This window comes from Pseudonocardia asaccharolytica DSM 44247 = NBRC 16224, assembly GCF_000423625.1.
GTDB classification, from domain to species: domain Bacteria; phylum Actinomycetota; class Actinomycetes; order Mycobacteriales; family Pseudonocardiaceae; genus Pseudonocardia; species Pseudonocardia asaccharolytica.
Genome location: NZ_AUII01000006.1, coordinates 44395 through 65441 on the forward strand (window position 1 = coordinate 44395; position 21047 = coordinate 65441).

Here is a 21047-nt window from a genome sequence, read left to right on the forward strand (position 1 = left end):
TCGGCTACTCGCCGTCGCGCTGCGACCGCAGGTAGGTCAGGACGGCCAGCACCCTTCGGTGGTGCTCGGCGGTGTCGGCGTGCAGCCCGAGCTTGCCGAAGATGCTCGCGATGTGTTTCTCGACGGCCTTGGGCGTCACGAACAGCTGCCCGGCGATACCGTTGTTCGAGCGGCCCTCGGCCATCAGCCGCAGCACGTCGAGCTCCCGTTCCGACAGCGCCGCGACGACGTCCTTCTTGTCTCCGCGCGGCCGCTCCACCAGCCGTTTCGCCAGCACCGGCTCGATGACGATCTCACCGGCGTCGATCCGGCTCAGGGTGTCGGTGAGGACGTCGACGCTGCCCACCTTCTCCTTGAGCCGGTACCCGATCGCTTCGGTGCCGATCTGCAGGATCCGCATCAGGTAGTGCGACTCCGCATAGTGCGAGAGGAACAGCAGCCCCATCGCGGGATGCGCGGCGCGCAGCCGCTCGGCGGTCACCAGGCCCCCGTCGGGTTCGGGCGGCATCCGGATGTCCAGGATCGCGACGTCCGCGGATTGGTTCGCCAGCAGCGCGACGAGCTCGTCGCCACCCGCCGCGCAGGCCACGACCTCGTGCCCGGCAGCCCGCAGCAGCATCAGCAGGCCCTCCCGGAACAGGGCTCCATCCTCGGCAAGGGCTACTCGCATGGGATCCTCGCAGTGATCGTCCCGGTTCCGCCTCCGGCGGCGACGTCGACCGTTCCACCCAGGGGCCGGACCTGGTAGTCCACCACCTCGGCGTGCCGCGTGTCGACGCCGGTCAGCGACAGGACCAGCACGCCGTCGGCGGCATCGACCACCACCGCGACCGGCCCCGACCCGGGCGCGAGCACGGCCAGCAGCTCGCCGACGGCGAAGTAGGCGGCGCCCTCCGCGGCCGCACCGAACCTGCTGGCGGTGGTCGTGACGTGCACCGGCACGTCGGCCCGGTCCGCCAGCTCGCGCAGCGCCGGGCCGAGGCCCGCCTCGTCCAGCAGCGGCGGATAGATCTTTCCCGCGACGTCGCGCAGCTCCTGCAGGACCGCGTGCAACTCGTCCTGCAACCCGTCGATCGACTCCTGCAGGACCGCCTCGTCCGCGGGAACCCGATGCCGGAACAACCCGAGCTGCAGGGACAGCGCGGAGATCCGCAGCGCGGCGCCGTCGTGCAGCTGCCGCTCCAGCCGCCGCCGGCGCAGCCACTGCTCGCGTCCCTGACGCCGGCGCTGCTCACCCGCGGGCTCGGGGATGCGCTCGGCCCGGTCGGGTGGGTCGGCGGGACGATGCCCGGACGCGTCACCGGTGCGCTGCGCGGGCTCGAGCGTCATGGGAAGATCCTGACCCCCGCCGGGCGGGCCGGGAAGGGGGGCGAACCCCACCTCGCGGGTCGGGTTCTCCCCGAATCCGCGGTATCCGGCTAACACCGATCTGACTCTTCTCGACTGTGCAGGTATCGGCTCGGACGTGATTCTCGTTACGATGGCAACCCGCTCAGAGGAGTCGCGGTGACCTACAACCTCGGCGTCGATCTCGGCACGACATTCGTCGCTGCCGCGATCGCGCATGAGTCCCGGGTCGAGATGTTCACCCTGGGCGACCGGTCCGTGGTCACTCCCGCCGTCGTCTACCTGCGCGAGGACGGCACGGTGGTCACCGGCGACGCCGCGGGCCGCCGGGCGGTGAGCAGCCCCGAGCGGGTGGGCCGCGAGTTCAAGCGCAGGCTCGGCGACCCCACGCCGGTGATGCTGGGCGGCGCCGCGTACGCGGTCACCGCGCTGCTGGGCGCGCTGCTGCGCGACGTCCTCACCCGGGTCACCGAGACCGAGGGCGAGGCACCCGACCAGGTCGTGCTCACCCATCCGGCCAACTGGGGCCCGTTCCGCCGCGAGCTGTTCGAGGAGGTCCCGCAGGCCGCGGGGCTCACCGCCCCGCGACTGGTCACCGAGCCGGAGGCGGCGGCGGCCCACTACGCCGCGTCCCGCGACCTCGCCGACGGTGACACCGTCGCGGTCTACGACCTCGGCGGGGGCACGTTCGACGCCACCGTCCTGCGCAAACAGGCGGAGGCAATCGAGATCCTCGGCATCCCGGAGGGGATCGAACGCCTCGGCGGCGTCGACTTCGACGAGGCGATCCTGTCGCATATCAACTACGCCTCCGGCGGCACGCTGTCCGAGCTGGACATGGGCGATCCGCAGACCGCGATCGCGCTGGCCCGGCTGCGTCAGGACTGCGTACTGGCCAAGGAGGCTCTGTCGATCGACACCGAGACCACGATCCCGGTGTTCCTCCCCAACCGGCACTTCGACGTCCGGCTGACCCGGGCGGAGTTCGAGGACATGGTGCGGGCCCCGGTCGAGTCGACGATCGTGGCGCTGGAGCGGACGCTGCGCTCGGCGAACGTCACACCCGAGCAGCTCACCGCGGTGCTGCTGGTCGGCGGATCGTCCCGGATCCCGCTGATCGCCTCGATGCTCTCCGCGGCGTTGCGGCGCCCGACCGTCGTCGACGCTCACCCGAAGTACGCGGTCGCGCTCGGCGCCGCCGCGCTGGCCGGGGCCCCCGCGGGCGCCCCCGCCCCGAGCACCATCATCGTCCCCGACGAGCGGGAACCACCGGCGCGGGCGGCCGCGGGATCGACCGCAGCCGCCGCGGCGGCTGCGTCCTCCGGGCCGCCGGGGCAGTCCGGATGGGGTGGGTCTGCGAACGGATCGTCCGTCGGACGGGAGGCCCTCACCGGCGCGGCCGCCGTGGCCGCTCCGCCGCGCTCGCCGGCGCCCGATCCGCGCCCGGGGGTGGGCGGCTCCGTGCCACCCGGCGTGCCGCCCGGCGCGATCCCCAGCCAGCATTCGCCGCAGCCGGGGGCCACCACGGGCCGGATGGGTCCCGGTGGACCGCCGGCAGGCCCGCCGAACGCCTGGCCAGGGCCGCCCGGTGCTCCGCCGGGCGATATCTCCCCGGGCCCGCCGCCGCCCACCTCCCCCGGCGGGGGCAGGCGGACGCTGCTGATCGTCTCCGCGGTCGTGGCGCTGCTGGCGCTGGTCGGCCTGCTCGGCTACGTCGCGGTCGACCGGTTCGGGAACCCGCAACCGCCCGTCGCCGAGTCCACCGATCCGAATGCCGGCGGCGCGGGCCAGGGCGGCCCGGGTACCGCCGCGGTCGCCACCAGCGTGCCGATCCCGACGATCGGCCCCACCATCCCGGTCGGACGCACCCCGGGTTTCGTCACCGCCTCCCCCAACGGCAAGCTGCTCTACATCGCGGGCCGCAACGCCGGGATCGTCACGGTCGTCGACACCGCGGTCAACCAGGTCACCGCCACCATTCCGATCAGCGCGGGACCACCGCAGTACCTCGCCTTCTCCCCCGACGGCAAACGCGTGTATGTGAGCGTCTTCAACGAGGCCCGCACCGTCAACGTCGTCGCCGTCCTCGACACGACCACCAACTCGGTGATCGCGACGATCCCGGTCAACACCCGGCCCTTCGCGCTGGCTGTTCAGCCCGGCGGGAAGCGGCTCTACGTCCCCAACCACGACTCGGGCAACGTGTCCGTGATCGACACGAGCAACAACGCCCTGCTGGACACCATCACGGTGGCTCGCAACCCGCACTGGGTGGCGTTCTCCCCGGACGGCACCCGCGCCTACACCGCCAACCACGAGTCGAACCTGGTCTCGGTCCTCGACACCGCCACCGACACCGTCATCGCCGAGGTTCCGGTGGGGACCAGCCCGCACAGCGTCGCCGTGCATCCAACCCGGCCGCTGGTCGCGAACGTCAACTACGACAGCGCGTCGGTGTCGGTGATCGACACCAACACCCAGAAGGTCGTCGCGACGGTTCCGGTGGGCAAGAACCCGCAGAACATCGTGTGGGCCCCGGACGGGCGCTTCGCCTACACCGCGAACGTCACCGAGGGCACCGTCTCGGTGATCAATGCCGAGACCTTCCAGGTCACCGCGACCATCCCGACCGGGAAGTCGCCCACGAGCATCGCGGTGCTGCCCAACGGCAAGCAAGCCTACGTGACCAACCTCGAGGACGGGACCCTGCGGATCCTGGAGATCGGGACCTGACCCGACGGGTTGTCCCTACCCGCGGCGGCGGGTTCGCCCCGGCGTTGTGAGGGACAACGTGATGGCTGGCCGAAGGCCCGGCGGCGCATCCTGCAGGGGCCCGGGAAGAACCGGCTCCGGAAGGAGACCCACGATGGTCACGACGCTGTCCGCCCCGCTCACCCGCCGGGACCGGTGCGACCGCTGCGGCGCCGCCGCCAAGGTCAGGGCCGTGCTGCCGGCCGGTAGCGAGCTCCTGTTCTGCGAGCACCACGCCCGCGCCCACCGATCCGGCCTGCACGCCGCCGGCGCACGCCTCAGCCCGGAGCAGTGACCGGGCGCGCGCCGGTTCTGCGCGGGATCGCGTCGCCACGATCAGGAGTGGGCCCGCTGACCCGCGGCCCTCTCGTCGGCCTCGCCGTCGTGCTCATGTGTCACGTCCGGGTCGAGCAGCTCCGACCGGGCCAGCAGGATCGTCCCCGCACCGATCAGCCCCGCGCCCGCGAGCGTGCCGGCCAGGAAGGGCCAGCCGCGGGCGTGCTCGCCGAACACCACCAGCCCCCACGCCACCGACACCAACGGGTTGACCAGGGTGAAACCGGGCTGGGAGGCGACGAGGTTGCCCGCGGACAGCGCGTTCTGCAGCAGGAAGAACGAGATCGGGCCCAGCACCGCGACACCGTAGGTCTGCCAGGTGGTGAAGAGACCCCCGCCGTGGGTCACCGTGGCACCGACGCCGGCGATCAGGGCGGAGTTCAGCCCGAACGCGGCGCCGGTCGCGATGCCGAGCAGCGCGGCCCGGTGCTCGCGACGCCCCCGGTGACCCAGCACCACGATCGCGGCGATCGCCGCCGCCGTCACCCCGATCCCCAACGCCCACGTCGCGCCCGGGACGGCCCCCGGATCGCCGTCGCTGGGGGCCAGGCAGGCCACGAACGCCACGAGCCCGGCCGACTGCATCCCGATCGCCAGCCAGTCGCGGGCCGCAAGCCGCATCCGGAACGCCCACGACGCCATGACCAGGGTGAACGGCAGTTCGGCCACCAGCAGCGGCTGGACAAGGGCGATCCGCGACAACGAGATCGACACCGCATGCAGCACGAAACCGGCGATCATCGAGCAGATGCCGAGCAGCCACACCGGATGGCGAAGCAGGTCGCGGATCATTCCGATCGAGAACTCCGCGGACTCGGGTTGATCCCTCGTCGTGCGACGCTGCAACACCGACGCCAGCGCGTTCAGCAACGCCGCCACCAGCATGAGCGCAACACCGAGCACACCGCTGGTTACCCGGTTCCAAACACGGGCCCGCCCGATTCCGCCGGCATCCGGGACGAATTCCGTTACTCTCCGTAGTAGTCTGTCGCCCTTCGATCCCGCCCGACCGGACCGTCTCCGTCGCGGGAACGCAGCCCGACGGCGATCACCACGGCGACGATCCCGAGCGTCTCCAGCCCGCCGGGCACCTGGCCGAGACCGATCAACCCGACGACCGTCGCGGTCGCCGGCAGCAGCGCCAGCAGCACCGCGAACCGAGCCCGCCCGAGGCGCCGCAGGACGACCTGGTCGAGCACATAGGGCAGCGCGCTGGACAGCACACCCACCCCGAGGCCGATGAGCAGGACCTTCGGCTCCGCCAGTGCGGGAACCGCCCGGTCGTCGAGCAACAGCACCGGCAGCAGCGCCGCGGCGGCCAGCGTGAAGCCCACCGTCATGTCGTCGAGGCCGTTGCCACCGCTGGCAACGCGCTTGCCGAGCAGGATGTAGGCGGCCCACAGGGCCGCCGCCGCGAGTGCCCACAGCACCCCCGACGGGCTGCCCGACCAGCGCACATCCGCGATGAGCGCGACGCCGAGGGCGGCCAGCACGACGGCGGCGACATCCCGCACCCGCCGCGAGGCCAGCCCCGCCACGGCGACCGGCCCGCAGAACTCCAGCGCAACAGCCGTACCCAGCGGCAACCGGGCGATCGCCGCGTAGAAGGCGATGTTCATTCCCGCCGTGGCCAGACCGAACGCAACCGCCGGACCCAGCCGGCCGCCGCGCCATGCGGCAGCGCCGGGCCGTCGCCAGACCAGCAGGACCACCGCGGCCCCGACGATCCGTAACACCGCGACGGAGGTGGGCGAGAGAAGGTCGAACAGACCGACCGCGAGGGCCGCCCCGACATACATGGAGGTGCCCCCGACGACGAACAGGACGGGAGCCGGAACCCGGTCTCGCATCCCGCCCCGCACGACTGCGCAGCGTAGTCGTCACCCGCGAGGCGATGACGGAGGACACCTTGCGATGGTGACGCCTCGCACCGCATTATTCACTCGTAGTCAACTGAATCTGCGGATGTTCACCGCCGCGACGCCCCGTCGATCTCCACTGGCAAACGTGACGGTTGTCGCGACGGAAATCGGGAACATCCGCAGGGGTGCTGTACGTCTGCAAGAGTGGGCGCACCGCGCGAGCGGTCGTCACAGCAAGCGATACCGGGGAACCGGTGTCGAGACGGAGGGAGACCGCTGTGCAGCCAGGAACACTCACCCGGCCTGAGTTGACCGCCGCCGACCGCTGTGACCGATGCGGAGCGGCTGCAAAGGTCCGTGCCGTACTGCCGTCCGGCGGAGAGCTCCTCTTCTGTGGGCACCACGCGCGAGCGCACGCGGCCAAGCTGCGCGAGCTGGACGTCGAACTGCAGTCTGGCGCTTGATCGAGGCCGGCGATCAGGCCGGCCTTCCGCGAACACCCGGCAGGGCGGGAACCGCATGGTTCCCGCCCTGCCGTCTTCGCTCCCCGCGAGTGCGAGCCCCCGCGCACGGGGGTCAGCGCCAGGAGCGGAGGGTGGCGATGCGCTCCTCGAGCTGTTCGATCGTCGCCATCGCCGTCACCGGCCCCCCGCAGGTGCGACGCAGCTCGTTGTGGATCGCCCCGTGCGACTTGTTCGTCCGGTGGTGGTACATCGCGACCAGCGTGTTGAGCTCCTTGCGCAGGCTGTGCAGCCGCTCGCGCACCGAGGGCTCGGGACGCCGGGCAGGCGGCTCGGGCCGCGACATGGCCGGCGGCTGCGCACCCCCACGCACCCCACGGGCCAGCCACTCCTGCTGCCGCTGGTTGAGCAGCGTGCGCACCTGCTCGGGCTCGAGCAGCCCGGGCAGACCCAGATAGTCCTCCTCGTCGGCGCTGAACGAGGTGCCCTCGTAGATCAGCTGGTCGAGCTCCGCGTCGGCGTGCAGCGCGGTGAAGGACTTCTCCTCCTCCCCCGGCTCGTCCTGGCGCTGTTGCGCGGCGGCGAGTTCCTCGTCGTTCCAGCGCTCGTCGGCCCGCTGCGGCTTGCCGAGCACGTGGTCGCGCTGGGCCTCCAGCTCGCTGGCCAGGCCCAGCAGCACCGGCACGCTCGGCAGGAACACCGATGCGGTCTCCCCCGGCCGTCGCGACCGGACGAACCGGCCGATCGCCTGGGCGAAGAACAGCGGCGTCGACGCGCTGGTGGCGTACACCCCGACGGCGAGGCGAGGAACGTCGACGCCCTCGGACACCATCCGGACCGCGACCATCCACCGCTCGTCCGACTCCGCGAACCGGGCGATCCGTTCCGAGGCGCCCCGCTCGTCGGACAGCACGATCACCGGGGGCGCGCCGGTCACCCGTTCCAGAATCGCGGCATACGCCCGCGCGGCGGCCTGATCGGAGGCGATGACGAGACCACCGGCGTCGGGCATGCCGCCCGCCCGGTGCCCCGTCAGCCGCCGGTCCGCCGCCTCGAGCACCGCGGGTATCCACTCGCCGCCCGGGTCCAGCGCGGTCCGCCACGCCCGCGCCGTCTGCTCTGCGGTCATCGGCTCGCCGAGCCGGGCGGTGATCTCCTCCCCGGCGCTGGTCCGCCAGCTCGACGTCCCGGAATAGGCGAGGAACACCACCGGCCGGACCACGCCGTCGGCGAGCGCCTCAGCGTAGCCGTAGGAGTGGTCGGCGCGGCTGCGCGGCGCGCCCTCGGCGTCGGGCACGTACTCGACGAACGGGATCGGGTTGTCGTCGCTGCGAAACGGGGTCCCGGTGAGGGTGAGCCTGCGGCCGGCCGGGTCGAACGCCTCCTTGATCGCCTCCCCCCAGGACCGGGCGTCGCCGGCGTGGTGGATCTCGTCGAGGATCACCAGGGTGCGCCGGTTCTCGGTGCGCGCGCGGTGCAGCATCGGGTGGGCGGCGACGCCCGCGTAGGTCACCGCGATCCCGGTGTAGTCCGACGACGTCCCGCCCGCCGAGTTGCGGAACTCCGGGTCCAGCGCGATCCCGGCCTGCGCCGCCGCGGCCGCCCACTGGTACTTCAGGTGCTCGGTAGGCGTGACAACGGTCACAGCGTGGACCGTCCGATCGGCCAGCAACTCGGCCGCCACCCGCAGCGCGAATGTGGTCTTGCCCGCACCCGGGGTCGCGACAGCCAGGAAGTCCTGCGGCTTCGACGTCAAGTAGCGGGCGAGCGCGCTGCGCTGCCAGGCGCGCAGCGGACGTTCGGCGACGGTGAGCGCGCTACTGTTCTCGGCGGCCTGCGACACACGACTCCCTGGTCGGACGGATATTTCCCTGAGTCCGGCCACGCGACGGCGCGGGGCTCGACCGGCTCCGCGGTCGGCCGAGGGGCCGGCACGCAGGCCGCGGTCAGGGTAACCGGGCGGATCATCCGGCGTGTCGTGACCCGGCCGCGGCGTGGCGGACCACAGGGCGTGGTCCATCCTGGAGAGGCGATGGCCATCGAGACAAGCCCGGACACGGCCGCCAGCGGTACCGCCGAAGGGCGGACCGGGGGGCCGTCGCCGCCGCGCGGCCGCAGGCACGGCCTCCGGCGGGTGCTCGGGCGCACCGTCGCCAAGGCGTGGGACGACGGCATCTTCTCGATGTCCGCGCAGACTGCGTTCTGGCAGGCCCTGTCGCTGCCGCCGCTGTTGCTGGCGTTGCTCGGCTCGCTCGGCTATGTGGGGGGCTGGTTCGGCCCGGCCACGGTGCAGATCGTCGACGGCAAGATCATCCAGTTCTCCCGGCGGGTGTTCACCCCGGAGGTCGTCGACCAGATCATCGCGCCGACGGCCGCGAGCATCCTGACCAAGGGTCGCGCCGACGTCGTCTCGATCGGCTTCCTCATCTCGCTGTGGGCGGGATCCTCGGCGATCTCCGCGATCGTCGACTCGATCACCGAGGCGCACGGTCAGTACGAGGTGCGGCATCCGGTGTGGCAGCGCATCTTCTCGCTGCTGATCTACCTGTTCGCGCTCGTCGTCGCGGTCTTGACCCTGCCGATCGTGGCGCTCGGGCCCACGCTGCTACCCCAGGTGCTCCCCGAGTCGTGGCGGCCGACGGCCGTCTCGATCGTCGACGCGTTCTACTACCCCGGTGTCGGGCTGCTGCTCGTGCTGGTGCTCACCACGCTCTACAAGGCCGCGCTGCCACACAGCCTGCCGTGGCGGCGGCTGCTGCCCGGTGCGCTGCTGGCCATGGTGGTGTTCATCGTGTCGACCACCGGGCTGCGGATCTACATCGCCGTCATCACCAGCACCGGTTACACCTACGGGGCGTTGGCCACCCCCATCGCGTTTCTGCTGTTCGCGTTCCTGCTCGGGTTCTCGATCGTGCTCGGCGCGCAGCTCAACAACGCCGTCGAGGAGGTCTGGCCGGTCCGGCCCACCCGGCGCCAGCGCAGACTGCAGCGGCTGCTGTCGATGCGCCGGATCGCCGCCCGACGAGCGGCCGCGCCGGCCCCCGAGGACCCCGGCCCGTCCGCACCGAGGAGGCGACCGAGCCTCTCCTCAGCGGTCCCGGCGAGGTCCTGGACGCCCCGGCCCGCGGTACGTGACCAGGCCCGGTGCCCGGCAGGTCCGGCTCAGTCGCCGGGCGGCAGCGACTCGTAGATCTTCTTGCAGTCCGGACAGACCGGCGAGCCCGGCTTGGGCGACTTGGTGACCGGGAACGTCTCCCCGCACAGCGCGACCACGAGGTTGCCCACGACCGCGCTCTCGGCGATCTTCGCCTTCTTCACGTAGTGGAACATCGTGGGCTCGTCGTTGCCCGTCGAGTCGGTGCCCTCCGGGCGAGTATCGACATCGGGCAGCGCTTGGGTAGCCATGTCCTCCATGATGCCGTACGTGCCCCGATCCGTCCGCTCCCCCGTCACGTCCCCCGAGATCGCCCCCGAGGTCGCGGCCGCGCTCGCCGCGGGCCGCGGGGTGGTGGCACTGGAGAGCACCCTGCTCGCCCACGGCCTCCCGGCACCGCTGAACCGCGGCGTCGCCGACTCGTTGGAGGCCGCGGTCCGGGCGCACGGCGCGATCCCGGCGACGGTTGCGGTGCTGGAGGGGAAGCCCCACGTAGGGCTCGACGCGGCCCAGCTCGACCGGGTGTGCGCCGGGGGCCTGGACAAGCTCTCCGCACGTGACCTCGGGGTGGCCGTCGGGCTGGGCCGCAGCGGAGCGACCACCGTGGCGGCGACCGTGGCCCTCGCCGCGGCGGCCGGTATCGAGGTGTTCGCCACCGGTGGGCTCGGCGGGGTCCATCGGGGCGCCCGCGAAAGCTGGGACGTCTCCGCCGATCTGGCCGCGCTGGCCCGCACCGCGGTCCTCGTGGTGTGTTCGGGAGTGAAGTCGATCCTCGACGTCGCAACGACCCTCGAGGTGCTGGAGACCGAGTCGGTTCCGGTGCTCGGATACCGGACCGACGCCTTCCCCGGCTTCTACCGGCGCGACTCCGGGAATCCGGTGCCGCGGCGGGTCGACAGCGTCGCACAGGTGGCCGCGGTGTGGCGGGCGCACCGGGTGATCGGATCGGGCCTCGTGCTGGCCCAGCCGGTCCCGGCGGCCGACGAACTCGACGGCGCGCTGCACGACCGGCTGCTGGCCGAGGGGCTCGCCATGGTCGCCGAGCGCGGGATCACCGGCAAGGACGTCACGCCCGCGCTGCTCGGGCACATCCACTCCGGTAGCGGCGGGGCGAGTCAAGCAGCCAACCTCGCGCTGGTCAGAGCGAATGCCGAGCTCGCTGCGAAGGTGGCTCGCCAGCTCGCCCTGTGAGTGCGTAACAGTGTTAGAACACTGTTACGCACTCACAGGGAGCCTTCAACTGCGCCTTTGGACGGCGACTCCAGCTCGGGACGCCCGCGACGGAACCGGCTCGGCCGCTCGGCCTTCTTCGGCAGCCGGTCGTTCGCAATGATCACTGCCATCCACGGCAGCGGGATCGACAGCACCAGCAAGGTCACCGCGAGCCACGGGATCTGGTAGAAGACCGCGGCGAGGACCATGAACGGCAACCGAAGGCCCCACAAGATCTTGTAACGATGCTTGCGGACCTCGATCTCCTCCTCGTGGGACATCGCCGCGTCCGTGATCAGAACTGGTTCAGGCTTCCGCTGCGGGTCCTCCACGACCCCTCCCTCGCTGACGCTGCTCGGCGCTGTGATCGACGGTGCCGCACCGGTCCGGGCGATACCGGCCACGCGCAGGACCCCATCGTGTCACCCGGCGCCCCGGGGCGCTGGCCGGGTTCCCGCCTCCGCGGCCGCGGTGAGGGTGGCGACGAGCTCGGCGGCCGTCCGCGGCCGACCGGGCAGGCCCAGACCGTCGAGCAGCCGGTGTACCGCGGGGGCCCAGGCGGGCCCGAGCCGGGCCGCGGCGAGCAACGCCGGATCGCCGAGCGCATCCTCCACCCCGGCCACCTGGACCCGCTGCCCCGCCACCACCGCGACCTCGTCCGCCCAGCGGTAGGCGAGATCGACGTCGTGGGTGGAGAGCACCAGCGTGGTGCCGGCCGCATGCAGCTCCGCCAGGGACTCCAAGAGTTCCTCGACACCGGCGGGGTCGAGCCCGGCGGTCGGCTCGTCGAGGATCAGCAGCCGCGGGCGCATCGCCACCGCCCCGGCGATCGCCACCCGCTTGCGCTGGCCGAACGACAGCAGATGGGTGGGACGGTCGACAAGGTCGGCAATGCCCAGCGCGGTGAGCGCGGCCGCGACCCTGGCACGCACCTGATCCCCCGGCAGCCCGAGGTTGACCGGCCCGAACGACACGTCCTGATGCACGCTGGCGGCGAAGAGCTGGTCGTCGGGATCCTGCATGACGAGCTGGACCTGGGTGCGCAGCTGCGTGAGGCCGCGCCGGGACCGCCGAATCGGGTCGCCGTCGAGCAGCACCTGTCCGGCCGTCGGCGCGAGCGCACCGACCAGCAGCCGGAACAGCGTGGTCTTGCCGCCGCCGTTGGGACCGAGCACGGCGAGCCGGCGCCCGGCATGCAGCGCGAGGTCGGCATCGTCGAGAACCGGACGATCGGGCTCGTAGCCGAAGCGCAGCCCGCGCGCGGCCAACACCGGCGCGGTCATAACGCCGCCTCCGCGGCAGGGAGTACGTCGGCGGTCACCCCATCACCCCGCGCAGCGCCAGCGTCCCGCCAACCACCGCGCCCAGCAGCACCGCGGAGGCCGCCACGAACGGCCGCGACACCGGCCGCTGTTCCACCTCGACCCGCAGCGACCCGCTGTACCCGCGCAGCGCAAGACCGTCCTCCAGCCGCCGCGCCCGGTCGAAGGCCCGCACGAAGATCGCGCCACCCTGCGCGGACAGCGACCGGTACGACGTCGACCAGGTGCGGAAGCCGAGCCTGCTGGCCTGCGCCTCGCGCACCGCGTGCACCGAGTCCAGGAGCAGGAACAGCATCCGGTAGATCAGCGTCGCGACCTCGGTGACCGCCGCCGGCACCCCGAGCCGGGCGAGCCGGGGCAGGGTGTCGGACAGCGGCGTCGTTGCGGCGAACAGCAGCAGACTCAGCAACGCCGCGGTCGCCCGTGCGGCCAGTTCGAGCGCCAGCGGCAGCCCGGCGGGTTCGAACCGGATCCACGGCGTGCCCCCGACCGCCACCAGCAACGGCAGCGAGCCGACCGTGACGAATCCCAGCGGCACCGACAGCACCCGCCATGCCTGCCCCGGCCGGACCCCGGCCGGACCCAGCAACAGCGCAGCCGCGACGGCGCCGACGAGGAGTGCGCCCGGCCACGGCGGCAGCGCGACGGCGCAGACCAGCAGTCCGAGCGACAGGAACGCCTTCTCACCGGGATGGCGGGGCCGCCACCGATTGGTGTAGGCGGCTGCGTCGAGCGGGAGCATCAGCCCTCGCCGTCAGGAGCGTCGGATTCGCGGCGCAGCCGTCGTTTGGTGCGGACCACACCGAAGTAGTAGCCGAGGAATCCGGCGCCGAGCGCGGCCTGCAGCGCGAACAGCCCCGACGCCACCTCCGCCGACGGCTCGAACAACGCGGAGGCCCAGGGCCGGTAGTCCGGGTGGTCGGCGGCGATCCGCTCCGCCGCGATCCCATCGGCACCGCCGAACTCGCCGCCGATGAACACCAGCGGCACGGCGGCGATGGTGACCACCGCGAGCACCAACAGCCAGTTGACCAGTGTTGCGCGCTTCACGCCGCGATCTCCTTCCCCGGGGCAGGCCGCAGCAGGCCGAGCCGGGTGAGCTCGGCCGGGCTGACCCTGGTCAGCAGCCGGACGATGAGCACCGTGAGCAGTCCTTCGCTGATGGCCAGCGGAATCTGGGTGATCGCGAAGATCGAGCCGAACTTCACCACCGCGCCCAGCACGCCCGAGGCGGCGTCCGGAAACGCGAGCGCGAGTTGCACGCTCGTGACGCAGTAGGTGGCGAGATCACCCAGCGCCGCGGCGAGGAAGACCCCGAGGGCGAGGCCACCGCCGAGCCGCCGGGCCAGCCGGTACACGCCATAGGCGACCCACGGACCGGCGACAGCCATGGAGAAGGCGTTGGCGCCCAGCGTGGTCAGGCCGCCGTGCGCCAGCAGGGTGGCCTGGAAGAACAGCACGATCGTGCCGAGCAAGGCCATCACCGGTGGTCGGAACAGCACCGCGCCCAGCCCGGTGCCGGTCGGGTGGGAACACGAGCCGGTGACCGACGGGATCTTCAGCGCGGAGAGCACGAAGCTGAACGCTCCGGCGGCACCGAGCAGCAGCTTCGACTCGGGATCGGTGCGGAGCTGGCGGACCACCGCACGGGCGCCGTGAACGACGAACGGCGCCGCGGCCACCGTCCACGCCACGGCGTGCAGCGGCGGCAGATAGCCCTCGGCGATGTGCATGGAAATGCTCCTCGGATCCGCGACGTTGTCGCCTCGGTCCGGGACCCTACGGCGCACCTCGATCGGGCTTCAAGACTGAACAACTCATCAGTTATTCACCTCGCACCCCGACGGCGCGACGGCGGGTCAGGAGGACGCGACGTGCTCCTCGGGTGCGTCGGCCGGACCGTCGACATCATCGTCGAGATGGCCGTGGGCGTGCAGTCGCGTCGGGCGAACGACCTCCGCGGACACGACCTCGAGCAGGAGCTTGGCCAACCCACCCGCGATGCGGTAGCGCACCAGCCGGCCCTCGCGATGCGCGGTGACCATCCCGTGCGCGCGCAACAACCGAAGCGCATGCGAGACGGCGCTGTCGCTCATGCCCACGGCGACGGCCAGATCGGACACGCACAGGTCACCGGCGTGGTGCAGGGCGAGCAGAATGCTCAGCCGATTGACCTCGCCCATCGCGTCGAGCACCGTCGCGGCGTGCTGCAGCCGCTCGCCGTCGGCGAGCACGGCGGTGGCGTCGCACACCTGATCCGGATCGATGACCCGGAGCCCGCGGCGCGTGGTCGGGACTCTGTGCACGGAGGCGATGTTATCCCTTCGTGGCGGTGTTACCGGCCGAGGCCTTGATCGCCTGCTTGTACTCGCGCACCCGGACCAGCGACTCCGCGTCGACGACATCGGCGGCCGACCGGTGCACCCCGTCCTCGCCGTAGTCTCCGGCGGCCTCCCGCCGGCCCGGCGGGGTGACCCCGCGCTGCTTGCCCAGCAGCGCGGTGCAGATCTGCGCCTTCTGGCTGCCGAATCCGGGCAGCGCGGCAAGCCTGCGGAACAGCTCGCGGCCGCTGTCGAGGCCCGTCCAGATCGCGGTGACGTCCCCGTCGTAGCCCTCGAGGACGGCGGCGGCCAGCGCCTGTACCCGCTGCGCCATCGACCTCGGGTAGCGATGCAGCGCCGGCGGGTCGCGGTCGAGGAGGACGTCGGCGTCGGCGTCCTGGGCCAGGCTGAGGCTCACGACCCGCACCCTATCGATCCGGTCAGGGGCGATCCGCCCCCGATCCGGGAGGATGGCGGCGTGCTCCCCCGGTTGTCCTCCGGCCTCGCCCCTCGGCTGCGCGGCTTCTTCCTCGACCACGACTACACTCCCGGCGGTGTCCACGCGCTGCTCGGCGCGCAGGCGCACGCCGCGCTGAGCCGCGGCGAGCCCGAAGCCGCCTTCCGCGCCACCCGCGGCGCCGGCGAGCTCGGCGTGATCGTCCGGCTGCTGCTGCTCGGCGGCGCCGAGCCCGAGCCTGCCGTCGCCGCGGCGCTGGGCCACCCGTCCGATCTGGTGGCCGCGGGGCTGCTGCGGGAGACCCCCGACGGTCTGGTCGCTGCGCTGGACGTGCGGCCCTACGGCGACGACGCGGGCAGCGACAGCGACCCCTACGAGGACGCGTGGTGGGTGGTCTCCGACCTCGAGACGCCGGCCGTGCGCCAGCAGCGGGACCACGTCACCGGCGCCGGTGGGGCCTCGGTGACCCTGGCCGCGGCGACCGTGCGCCGCAGGGTCACCGGTCTGCTGGATCTCGGCACCGGGTGCGGCATCCAAGCGCTGCACGCGAGCAGGCACGCGGGCGTCGTCGTCGCCACCGATGTGGCACCGCGGGCACTCGCGATGGCGGCGGCGACGTTCGCGCTCAGCGACGTCGACGTCGAACTGCTGGCGGGCCAGTGGCTGGAGCCGGTGGCCGACCGTGAGTTCGACCAGATCGTGTCGAACCCGCCGTTCGTACCGGGACCCGCGCGCGTCGACTACATCTACCGCGACTCCGGCCAGGCCGGTGACGCGGCGTTGGCCGCGCTGCTGCGCAAGCTCCCGAGCGTGCTGGTCCCGGGCGGCTTCGCCCAGCTGCTGGGCTCGTGGCTGCACGTGCTCGGCGAGAACTGGCCCGACCGGGTGTGCGAGTGGCTGCCCCCGGGCTGCGACGCGTGGATCCTGCAGCGCGAGGTCGTCGATCCGGCGATGCACGTCGGCACCTGGCAGCGCGACGCAGGTCTCGACCTCGACTCACCACAGGCCAGGGCGCAGGCGTCGCACTGGATGGACTGGATGGAACGCGAACGCGTCGAGGGCATCGGGTTCGGCCACATCCTGCTGCGCCGCACCGATGCGGCCCCGACGGTGGTCGTCGAGGATCTGCCCGGCGAGCTGGCCGACCCGCTCGGTGGCGAGGCCGCGGGCTGGCTGGACCGGGTGGAGTGGCTGCGTGCGCACTCCTCGGACGAGGCGTTGCTCGCGGCGCGCCTCGCGCTCAGTCCGACCGCGGTGCTGGAGCGCTACAGCACTCCGGGCACGGAGGGGGGCTGGGCCGATGCCGGTGCCGCGCTCGTGCGCGGTGACGGACCGCGCTGGCGCCACGAGGTCGACGAACCCGCCGCCGCACTGCTGGCCGGCTGCCGCGGGGAGCTGCCGCTCTCGGAGCTGATCGCGTTGGTGTCGCTCGGCCACGACCGGCCGCACGACGCCGTGGTGGCCGCGGCCCTGCCGGCGGTGCGCGAACTCGTCCGGCACGGCGTGCTGCTTCCCGTCGACGGCTGGCCCGCCGTGAGTGCGTAACAGTGTTCTAACACTGTTACGCACTCACGGCGGGGGAGGGTCAGGTGTGGACCTGCACCAGGCCCATCACCTCGGTGCGCCAGTCCTCGTACTGCTTGCTCGTGACCTGTTCGCCCGGCTCGCCGACCAGCCGGGCCGTCGGGTCCGCCCCGCCGCGCAGTGCGAAGCGGACGATCTCGATGTCGGTCCGGGCGCCGTTGACGACTGTGACGGCCACGCCGTGCGGGGCGAGCTCGGCCCGGGTCGCGTGGGCGAGAACGTGCAGCAACGCGAGCCTGGAGTGCTCGTCGTCCGGGAGGGCGGTGGTGCCGGGCGTGTTCCCCGAGACGAGGACGACGGTCTTCGCACTGGTCAGCACCGGCAGCAGCCGGTCGAGCAGCGCGAAGCGCCCGAGCAGACCCTCCGAAAGGAACGAGCGCACCCGTCCGACGAGGGTCTGGCCGGCGGGATGTACCGCGACCGGCAGCTGGACGTAGTGATCGAGACCGGCCTCGAGGTCGAGCGCCGCGAGCTCAGCGAAATCCCCTGCCGTCACGACCTCCATGCCCTCGGCGGCCAACCGTTCGGCCACCCTCCTGGCTCGTTCTCCTGACCCGGTCACCAATGCGCGTGCCACAGGCCAGACCCTAACCGCGCAGCGCAGCAGCAGCACCAGAACGGCCCCGCCCGCTCCCGGGGGGAGCGGGCGGGGCCGCAGAACTGTCGACGGAACGTCAGCTCTTGGCCTGTGCGGCGCGCGCGGCGCCGGCCTTGGCGACGGGAGCCTCCGCGGCGGGCGCGGGCTTCGCCGCGGCCTTCTCGGTCGCCATCTGCGCGCTGACCGACTCCGCGGCCCGGGCCGCCTGGTCGGTGACCGCCTCGACGGTCTGGGTGCCGGCGCTGAACAGCGTGTGCGCGAGCTGCCGCTGGTTGGCGAGCACCTTCTCGGCGAAGTCGAAGGTGCTGTCGACGAAGGCGTGCGCGTCCGGCAGCTTCGCCTGAGTACCGGTCATGGTGCCCGCGTAGGTCTGCACGGTGTCGGCCCAGGTACGAACGGCCGTGGTGACGGCCTCCTGGCTACGCTTGGCGAGGTCGATGAACTGGTCGGTAGCCACGGTCATCTACTCGTCCTTTCTGGCTGGGAGTGGATGTCCGCTATCTAAGTTACGCACCGGCGTTAAGTATGTCAATCACCCCGAGTGTGGCCCTGGCCCCTCCACGAAGCTGCGGTACACCCCGAGAAGCGCGGCCTTCTGCTCATCGGACAGCCGCGGGTCCGCGCGGATCGCGTCCTCCGTGGACGTCGGGGCATCCTCCCCGGCGCCCGCGGTCGTGCCGTTGGCCTGCGTCCGGTCGGAATCGACCCAGCCCGCCTGCTTGAGCAGCTGCTCGGTGGACAACTGCAGCGCGTCCGCGATCGAGCGCAGCACCTTCAGCGACGGCTGGTGCAACCCGCGCTCGATCTGGGAGAGATAGGCGTTGGACACGCTGGTCAGCGAGGCCATCTCGCGCAGGGACAACTTGGCCATCTGCCGTTGCGCGCGGATGAACCCGCCGAGCGCGTTGACCTGCGCCGCCCAGACCTTGTCCGCGCCGCTGGGCGTCGTGTCTCCGGTCCGCGACTCGCTCATGATCCGCCGCCGTCGCCGTGTCTCATGGCCACATCATTCTCCCGCCCGGCCACCTCGACGTCGCCCCGGGCTTCGGACCCGCCGCGCGACCGCACCGGAGACGCCATCTGGGTGGGCCCGGGCCGAATCCGCGTGACTCTGCGTAACATAACGATCGCTACTTTCCGGTAACCAGCCTATTGCTCAACATCCGAATCAAATCTACTGTCTGGACACTTGGACATCCAAGCAATCGGACATCAGCGTCGATGGGAGAAGGACTATGACCAGCCTCGTGGACCCACCCCTGGAAACCGTGGCCCGTCCCGCTCCCGTATCGGACGGTCCGCTCCGTTTCCTGCTCGACTATCACACCGTCAACACGGTGCGTAGCCTTGCCGAGGTCTCCCGCGCCGCCGGGACCGTCTGGGCGGATGCCCTGACCCGCGCCGGCACGCCGTTCGACGTCGCGACCCGCGGCCTTCGGTGGTGGACGGCGATGCTGGACCGCCAGGCCCCCAACTGGCATCTCGACAACGAGATCGTGCTCAGCACTCCGTTCGCGCATCTGCGCGACTTCACCCGCGACGAGCACCGGACCGGCCGGGACGCCGGCGTCGTTCCCACGCTGGTGCTGCCGCCGCAGGCCGGCCATTCCTCCACCGTCGTCGACTTCTCCCCCCGGCAGAGCCAGCTCTCGGTCATCCAGGCGGCCGGGCTGACCAGGCTCTATGTCCTGGAGTGGCGACCGGCGACGCGGGCGACGCGGGACATCACCATCACCGACTACCTCGAGGTCATCGACCGGTCGGTGCGCCAGATCGGCGGGCGGGCGAACATCATCGGCGACTGCCAGGGCGGCTGGCTCGCCGCGATCTATGCCGCGCTGCACCCCGATCGGGTGCACACCCTGACCCTCGCCGGGGCCCCGATCGACTTCCACGCCGGCGACTCCGTCATCGCCGCCTCGACGATCGCGCTCACCCGCGCGTTCGGGCTGGCTCCGTACCGGGCGCTGGTCGGGCTGGGCGGCGGCAACATGCCCGGCCGCGCGGTGCTGGGCAACTTCATCCACATCCAGCCGCACTCCGAGCTCTCCCGGCAGCTGCAACTGCTGGAGAACATCGAGGACCCGGCCCACCTCGAGCGCTACCACCACTTCGAAGACTGGTTCAAGTACACCCAGGACATCCCGGGCGCGTTCTACCTGTGGCTGGTCGAGCACCTGTTCTGGCGAAACCAGCTCATCTCCGGCGCACTCGTCGTCGACGGCCGCCGCGCCGACCTGGCCGCCGTCACCTGCCCGCTGTTCCTGCTGGCCGGCTCGACCGACCACATCACGCCGCCGCCGCAGGTGTTCGCCGCCGCCGACGCCGTCAGCACGCCGCGCGAGCAGATCACGCTGCGCACCGCCCAGGGTGGGCACCTCGGCCTGTTCATGGGACGCGACGCGCTGGCCCAGGACTGGCCGCCGATGCTCGAGGAGATCCACCGGCTGTCCATCCCCTGAGTGCGGACGCCGCCACGACAGGTGACCGGTTCCACGTTCACCCGCCCAGCCGATACGGCTGGGCGGGAACGTTTATCGGTCGACGCACGTTCTTCCCTGTGAGAGCCCGGGCGGCAGTCGCCACAGCGTTCCGCCCGGTCGCGCAGGGGAGGAACCAGATGACAGCGCCGAAGACCATTCCTGGGCAGCGCACCGCGCTCGACAACGCACCGGCCGCCGAGCTGTCCGCGGAGGACCTCGACGCCCAGAGCCCAGCAGCCGATCTCGTCCGCGTATACCTCAACGGTATCGGAAAGACCCCGCTACTGACCGCCGCGCAGGAGGTCGAGCTCGCCAAGCGAATCGAGGCGGGCGTGTTCGCCAAGCATGTGCTCGACAGCGCGGCCGCAGACGGCACCGCGCTCGACCTCGGGTACGCCGCCGACCTGCGCGCGATCGTTCGCGACGGGGAACGGGCTCGCAATCACCTGCTGGAGGCCAACCTGCGGCTCGTGGTGAGCCTGGCCAAGCGCTACACCGGACGCGGGATGCCGCTGCTGGACCTCATCCAGGAGGGCAACCTGGGGCTGATCCGTGCCGTGGAGAAGTTCGACTACGCCAAGGGCTTCAAGTTCTCCACCTATGCGACCTGGTGGATCCGCCAGGCCATCACCCGGGGCATGGCCGACCAGGCCCGGACCATCCGACTGCCCGTGCACCTGGTGGAGCAGGTGAACAAGCTGGCCCGGATCAAGCGGGATCTGCACCAGCGCCTCGGTCGCGAGGCCACCCACGAGGAGCTGGCCGCGGAGTCAGGCCTGCCGGTGGAGAAGATCTCCGACCTGCTCGACCACGCGCGGGACCCGGTGAGTCTCGACATGCCGGTGGGCTCGGAGGAGGAGGCCCCCCTGGGGGACTTCATCGAGGACGCCGAGGCCACCGACGCGGAGAACACGGTGATCTCCCACCTGCTGCACGACGACCTGCGCCGGGTACTGTCCACGCTGGAGGATCGCGAGCAGAACGTGATCCGGCTGCGCTACGGCCTCGACGACGGCCAGCCGCGCACCCTCGACCAGATCGGCCGCACGTTCGGGCTGTCCCGCGAGCGGGTCCGGCAGATCGAGCGCGAGGTCATGGCCAAGCTGCGGATCGGCGAACGGGCCGACCGGCTGCGGGCCTACGCCAGCTGAGGAGGTCC

Annotated in this window: 24 protein-coding genes; 8 read left to right on the plus strand and 16 right to left on the minus strand. The window is 71.9% G+C overall.

Annotated elements, in window-relative coordinates; all coding sequences use genetic code 11:
- Positions 1-4: 4 nt before the first annotated feature.
- Both G567_RS0109125 and G567_RS31935 read right to left on the minus strand, forming a co-directional pair.
- Entirely contained in the window at positions 5-670 is a 666-nt protein-coding gene (locus G567_RS0109125) for a response regulator transcription factor (protein WP_028929742.1), read from the minus strand.
- The gene (locus tag G567_RS31935; RefSeq protein ID WP_051232640.1) at positions 661-1329 is read right to left on the minus strand and encodes a histidine kinase; all 669 of its coding nucleotides are present in this window, start codon (positions 1327-1329) and stop codon (positions 661-663) included. The genes G567_RS0109125 and G567_RS31935 overlap by 10 nt, the downstream gene beginning before the upstream one ends.
- 177 nt (positions 1330-1506) lie before the next feature.
- On the opposite strand from G567_RS31935, the gene G567_RS0109135 reads away from it, so the two are divergent.
- Positions 1507-4080 carry an Hsp70 family protein gene (locus G567_RS0109135; RefSeq protein WP_028929743.1) on the plus strand — a complete coding sequence of 858 codons (2574 nt, stop codon included), beginning with the start codon at positions 1507-1509 and terminating at the stop codon, positions 4078-4080.
- Positions 4081-4213: 133 nt separating this feature from the next.
- The gene (locus tag G567_RS27735) at positions 4214-4393 is read left to right on the plus strand and encodes a DUF7455 domain-containing protein (RefSeq protein ID WP_037056498.1); all 180 of its coding nucleotides are present in this window, start codon (positions 4214-4216) and stop codon (positions 4391-4393) included.
- 41 nt (positions 4394-4434) lie between these two features.
- On the opposite strand, the gene G567_RS27740 is transcribed toward G567_RS27735, so the two are convergent.
- Together G567_RS27740 and G567_RS27745 are read right to left on the minus strand one after the other, a co-directional pair.
- A complete protein-coding gene (locus tag G567_RS27740) occupies positions 4435-5319 on the minus strand; it encodes a DMT family transporter (RefSeq protein ID WP_245585607.1) in 885 nt (294 codons plus the stop codon).
- An 83-nt stretch (positions 5320-5402) separates the two neighbouring features.
- The gene (locus tag G567_RS27745) at positions 5403-6284 is read right to left on the minus strand and encodes an EamA family transporter (protein ID WP_051232644.1); all 882 of its coding nucleotides are present in this window, start codon (positions 6282-6284) and stop codon (positions 5403-5405) included.
- 290 nt (positions 6285-6574) lie between these two features.
- Here G567_RS27745 and G567_RS36120 point away from each other — a divergent pair, with 290 nt between their 5' ends.
- Positions 6575-6760: a DUF7455 domain-containing protein gene (locus G567_RS36120; RefSeq protein ID WP_028929744.1), complete on the plus strand. Its 186-nt coding sequence runs from the start codon at positions 6575-6577 to the stop codon at positions 6758-6760.
- A gap of 112 nt (positions 6761-6872) precedes the next feature.
- Here G567_RS36120 and G567_RS0109160 read toward each other — a convergent pair whose 3' ends face one another.
- On the minus strand, positions 6873-8600 hold the full coding sequence (locus tag G567_RS0109160) for a DEAD/DEAH box helicase (RefSeq protein ID WP_028929745.1): 1728 nt from the start codon (positions 8598-8600) through the stop codon (positions 6873-6875).
- Between the two features lie 189 nt (positions 8601-8789).
- Between G567_RS0109160 and G567_RS27750 the strand changes: the two genes are divergently transcribed.
- Complete coding sequence (locus G567_RS27750) at positions 8790-9947, plus strand: YihY/virulence factor BrkB family protein (RefSeq protein ID WP_051232646.1); 1158 nt, start codon at positions 8790-8792, stop codon at positions 9945-9947.
- Here the strand turns inward: G567_RS27750 and G567_RS0109170 are convergent.
- Positions 9920-10162 (minus strand): DUF3039 domain-containing protein, encoded by a 243-nt coding sequence (locus G567_RS0109170; RefSeq protein WP_028929746.1) that lies wholly within the window; start codon positions 10160-10162, stop codon positions 9920-9922. The genes G567_RS27750 and G567_RS0109170 overlap by 28 nt on opposite strands.
- A gap of 10 nt (positions 10163-10172) precedes the next feature.
- Here G567_RS0109170 and G567_RS0109175 point away from each other — a divergent pair, with 10 nt between their 5' ends.
- Positions 10173-11102 (plus strand): pseudouridine-5'-phosphate glycosidase, encoded by a 930-nt coding sequence (locus G567_RS0109175; RefSeq protein ID WP_051232648.1) that lies wholly within the window; start codon positions 10173-10175, stop codon positions 11100-11102.
- A 32-nt stretch (positions 11103-11134) separates the two neighbouring features.
- Here G567_RS0109175 and G567_RS0109180 read toward each other — a convergent pair whose 3' ends face one another.
- The 7 genes from G567_RS0109180 to G567_RS0109210 all read right to left on the minus strand — a co-directional run bounded on the left by G567_RS0109180 (position 11135) and on the right by G567_RS0109210 (position 15184).
- A complete protein-coding gene (locus G567_RS0109180; RefSeq protein ID WP_028929748.1) occupies positions 11135-11455 on the minus strand; it encodes a DUF3099 domain-containing protein in 321 nt (106 codons plus the stop codon).
- Positions 11456-11545: 90 nt separating this feature from the next.
- Positions 11546-12406 carry an energy-coupling factor ABC transporter ATP-binding protein gene (locus G567_RS27755; RefSeq protein WP_051232650.1) on the minus strand — a complete coding sequence of 287 codons (861 nt, stop codon included), beginning with the start codon at positions 12404-12406 and terminating at the stop codon, positions 11546-11548.
- A gap of 34 nt (positions 12407-12440) precedes the next feature.
- Complete coding sequence (gene cbiQ, locus G567_RS0109190) at positions 12441-13187, minus strand: cobalt ECF transporter T component CbiQ (RefSeq protein WP_028929749.1); 747 nt, start codon at positions 13185-13187, stop codon at positions 12441-12443.
- Positions 13187-13495, minus strand: coding sequence for an energy-coupling factor ABC transporter substrate-binding protein (locus G567_RS0109195; protein WP_028929750.1), 309 nt, complete (start codon positions 13493-13495; stop codon positions 13187-13189). Before G567_RS0109195 ends, cbiQ begins: the two co-directional genes overlap by 1 nt.
- Positions 13492-14178 carry an energy-coupling factor ABC transporter permease gene (locus G567_RS0109200; protein WP_028929751.1) on the minus strand — a complete coding sequence of 229 codons (687 nt, stop codon included), beginning with the start codon at positions 14176-14178 and terminating at the stop codon, positions 13492-13494. Before G567_RS0109200 ends, G567_RS0109195 begins: the two co-directional genes overlap by 4 nt.
- A 126-nt stretch (positions 14179-14304) precedes the next feature.
- Positions 14305-14751 carry an ArsR/SmtB family transcription factor gene (locus tag G567_RS27760; protein WP_051232652.1) on the minus strand — a complete coding sequence of 149 codons (447 nt, stop codon included), beginning with the start codon at positions 14749-14751 and terminating at the stop codon, positions 14305-14307.
- Positions 14752-14761: 10 nt separating this feature from the next.
- Positions 14762-15184, minus strand: a complete 423-nt coding sequence (locus tag G567_RS0109210) for an HhH-GPD-type base excision DNA repair protein (RefSeq protein WP_261763879.1) — start codon at positions 15182-15184, stop codon at positions 14762-14764.
- A gap of 60 nt (positions 15185-15244) precedes the next feature.
- On the opposite strand from G567_RS0109210, the gene G567_RS0109215 reads away from it, so the two are divergent.
- On the plus strand, positions 15245-16768 hold the full coding sequence (locus tag G567_RS0109215; protein WP_028929753.1) for a DUF7782 domain-containing protein: 1524 nt from the start codon (positions 15245-15247) through the stop codon (positions 16766-16768).
- 40 nt (positions 16769-16808) lie between these two features.
- Here the strand turns inward: G567_RS0109215 and G567_RS0109220 are convergent, their stop codons facing one another.
- From G567_RS0109220 to G567_RS0109230, 3 genes are all read right to left on the minus strand, one after another.
- Entirely contained in the window at positions 16809-17339 is a 531-nt protein-coding gene (locus G567_RS0109220; protein WP_028929754.1) for a hypothetical protein, read from the minus strand.
- A 142-nt stretch (positions 17340-17481) separates the two neighbouring features.
- Complete coding sequence (locus G567_RS0109225) at positions 17482-17868, minus strand: hypothetical protein (protein ID WP_028929755.1); 387 nt, start codon at positions 17866-17868, stop codon at positions 17482-17484.
- Positions 17869-17937: 69 nt separating this feature from the next.
- Entirely contained in the window at positions 17938-18378 is a 441-nt protein-coding gene (locus G567_RS0109230) for a helix-turn-helix domain-containing protein (RefSeq protein ID WP_028929756.1), read from the minus strand.
- A 262-nt stretch (positions 18379-18640) separates the two neighbouring features.
- Here G567_RS0109230 and G567_RS27765 point away from each other — a divergent pair, with 262 nt between their 5' ends.
- Both G567_RS27765 and G567_RS0109240 read left to right on the plus strand, forming a co-directional pair.
- Complete coding sequence (locus tag G567_RS27765; RefSeq protein WP_051232654.1) at positions 18641-19867, plus strand: alpha/beta fold hydrolase; 1227 nt, start codon at positions 18641-18643, stop codon at positions 19865-19867.
- A gap of 158 nt (positions 19868-20025) precedes the next feature.
- Positions 20026-21039 (plus strand): sigma-70 family RNA polymerase sigma factor, encoded by a 1014-nt coding sequence (locus G567_RS0109240; RefSeq protein WP_028929757.1) that lies wholly within the window; start codon positions 20026-20028, stop codon positions 21037-21039.
- Positions 21040-21047 lie beyond the last annotated feature (8 nt).

Excerpts from the sequence above, each read along its gene's own strand:
- G567_RS0109125 (WP_028929742.1), bottom strand. The coding sequence starts at position 670 with ATGCGAGTAGCCCTTGCCGAGGATGGAGCCCTGTTCCGGGAGGGCCTG.
- G567_RS31935 (WP_051232640.1), bottom strand. The coding sequence starts at position 1,329 with ATGACGCTCGAGCCCGCGCAGCGCACCGGTGACGCGTCCGGGCATCGT.
- G567_RS27735 (WP_037056498.1), top strand. The coding sequence starts at position 4,214 with ATGGTCACGACGCTGTCCGCCCCGCTCACCCGCCGGGACCGGTGCGAC.
- G567_RS27740 (WP_245585607.1), bottom strand. The coding sequence starts at position 5,319 with ATGCTGGTGGCGGCGTTGCTGAACGCGCTGGCGTCGGTGTTGCAGCGT.
- G567_RS27745 (WP_051232644.1), bottom strand. The coding sequence starts at position 6,284 with ATGCGAGACCGGGTTCCGGCTCCCGTCCTGTTCGTCGTCGGGGGCACC.
- G567_RS27750 (WP_051232646.1), top strand. The coding sequence starts at position 8,790 with ATGGCCATCGAGACAAGCCCGGACACGGCCGCCAGCGGTACCGCCGAA.
- G567_RS0109170 (WP_028929746.1), bottom strand. The coding sequence starts at position 10,162 with ATGGCTACCCAAGCGCTGCCCGATGTCGATACTCGCCCGGAGGGCACC.
- G567_RS0109175 (WP_051232648.1), top strand. The coding sequence starts at position 10,173 with ATGCCGTACGTGCCCCGATCCGTCCGCTCCCCCGTCACGTCCCCCGAG.
- G567_RS27755 (WP_051232650.1), bottom strand. The coding sequence starts at position 12,406 with ATGACCGCGCCGGTGTTGGCCGCGCGCGGGCTGCGCTTCGGCTACGAG.
- cbiQ (WP_028929749.1), bottom strand. The coding sequence starts at position 13,187 with ATGCTCCCGCTCGACGCAGCCGCCTACACCAATCGGTGGCGGCCCCGC.
- G567_RS0109200 (WP_028929751.1), bottom strand. The coding sequence starts at position 14,178 with ATGCACATCGCCGAGGGCTATCTGCCGCCGCTGCACGCCGTGGCGTGG.
- G567_RS0109225 (WP_028929755.1), bottom strand. The coding sequence starts at position 17,868 with ATGACCGTGGCTACCGACCAGTTCATCGACCTCGCCAAGCGTAGCCAG.
- G567_RS0109230 (WP_028929756.1), bottom strand. The coding sequence starts at position 18,378 with ATGAGCGAGTCGCGGACCGGAGACACGACGCCCAGCGGCGCGGACAAG.
- G567_RS27765 (WP_051232654.1), top strand. The coding sequence starts at position 18,641 with ATGACCAGCCTCGTGGACCCACCCCTGGAAACCGTGGCCCGTCCCGCT.
- G567_RS0109240 (WP_028929757.1), top strand. The coding sequence starts at position 20,026 with ATGACAGCGCCGAAGACCATTCCTGGGCAGCGCACCGCGCTCGACAAC.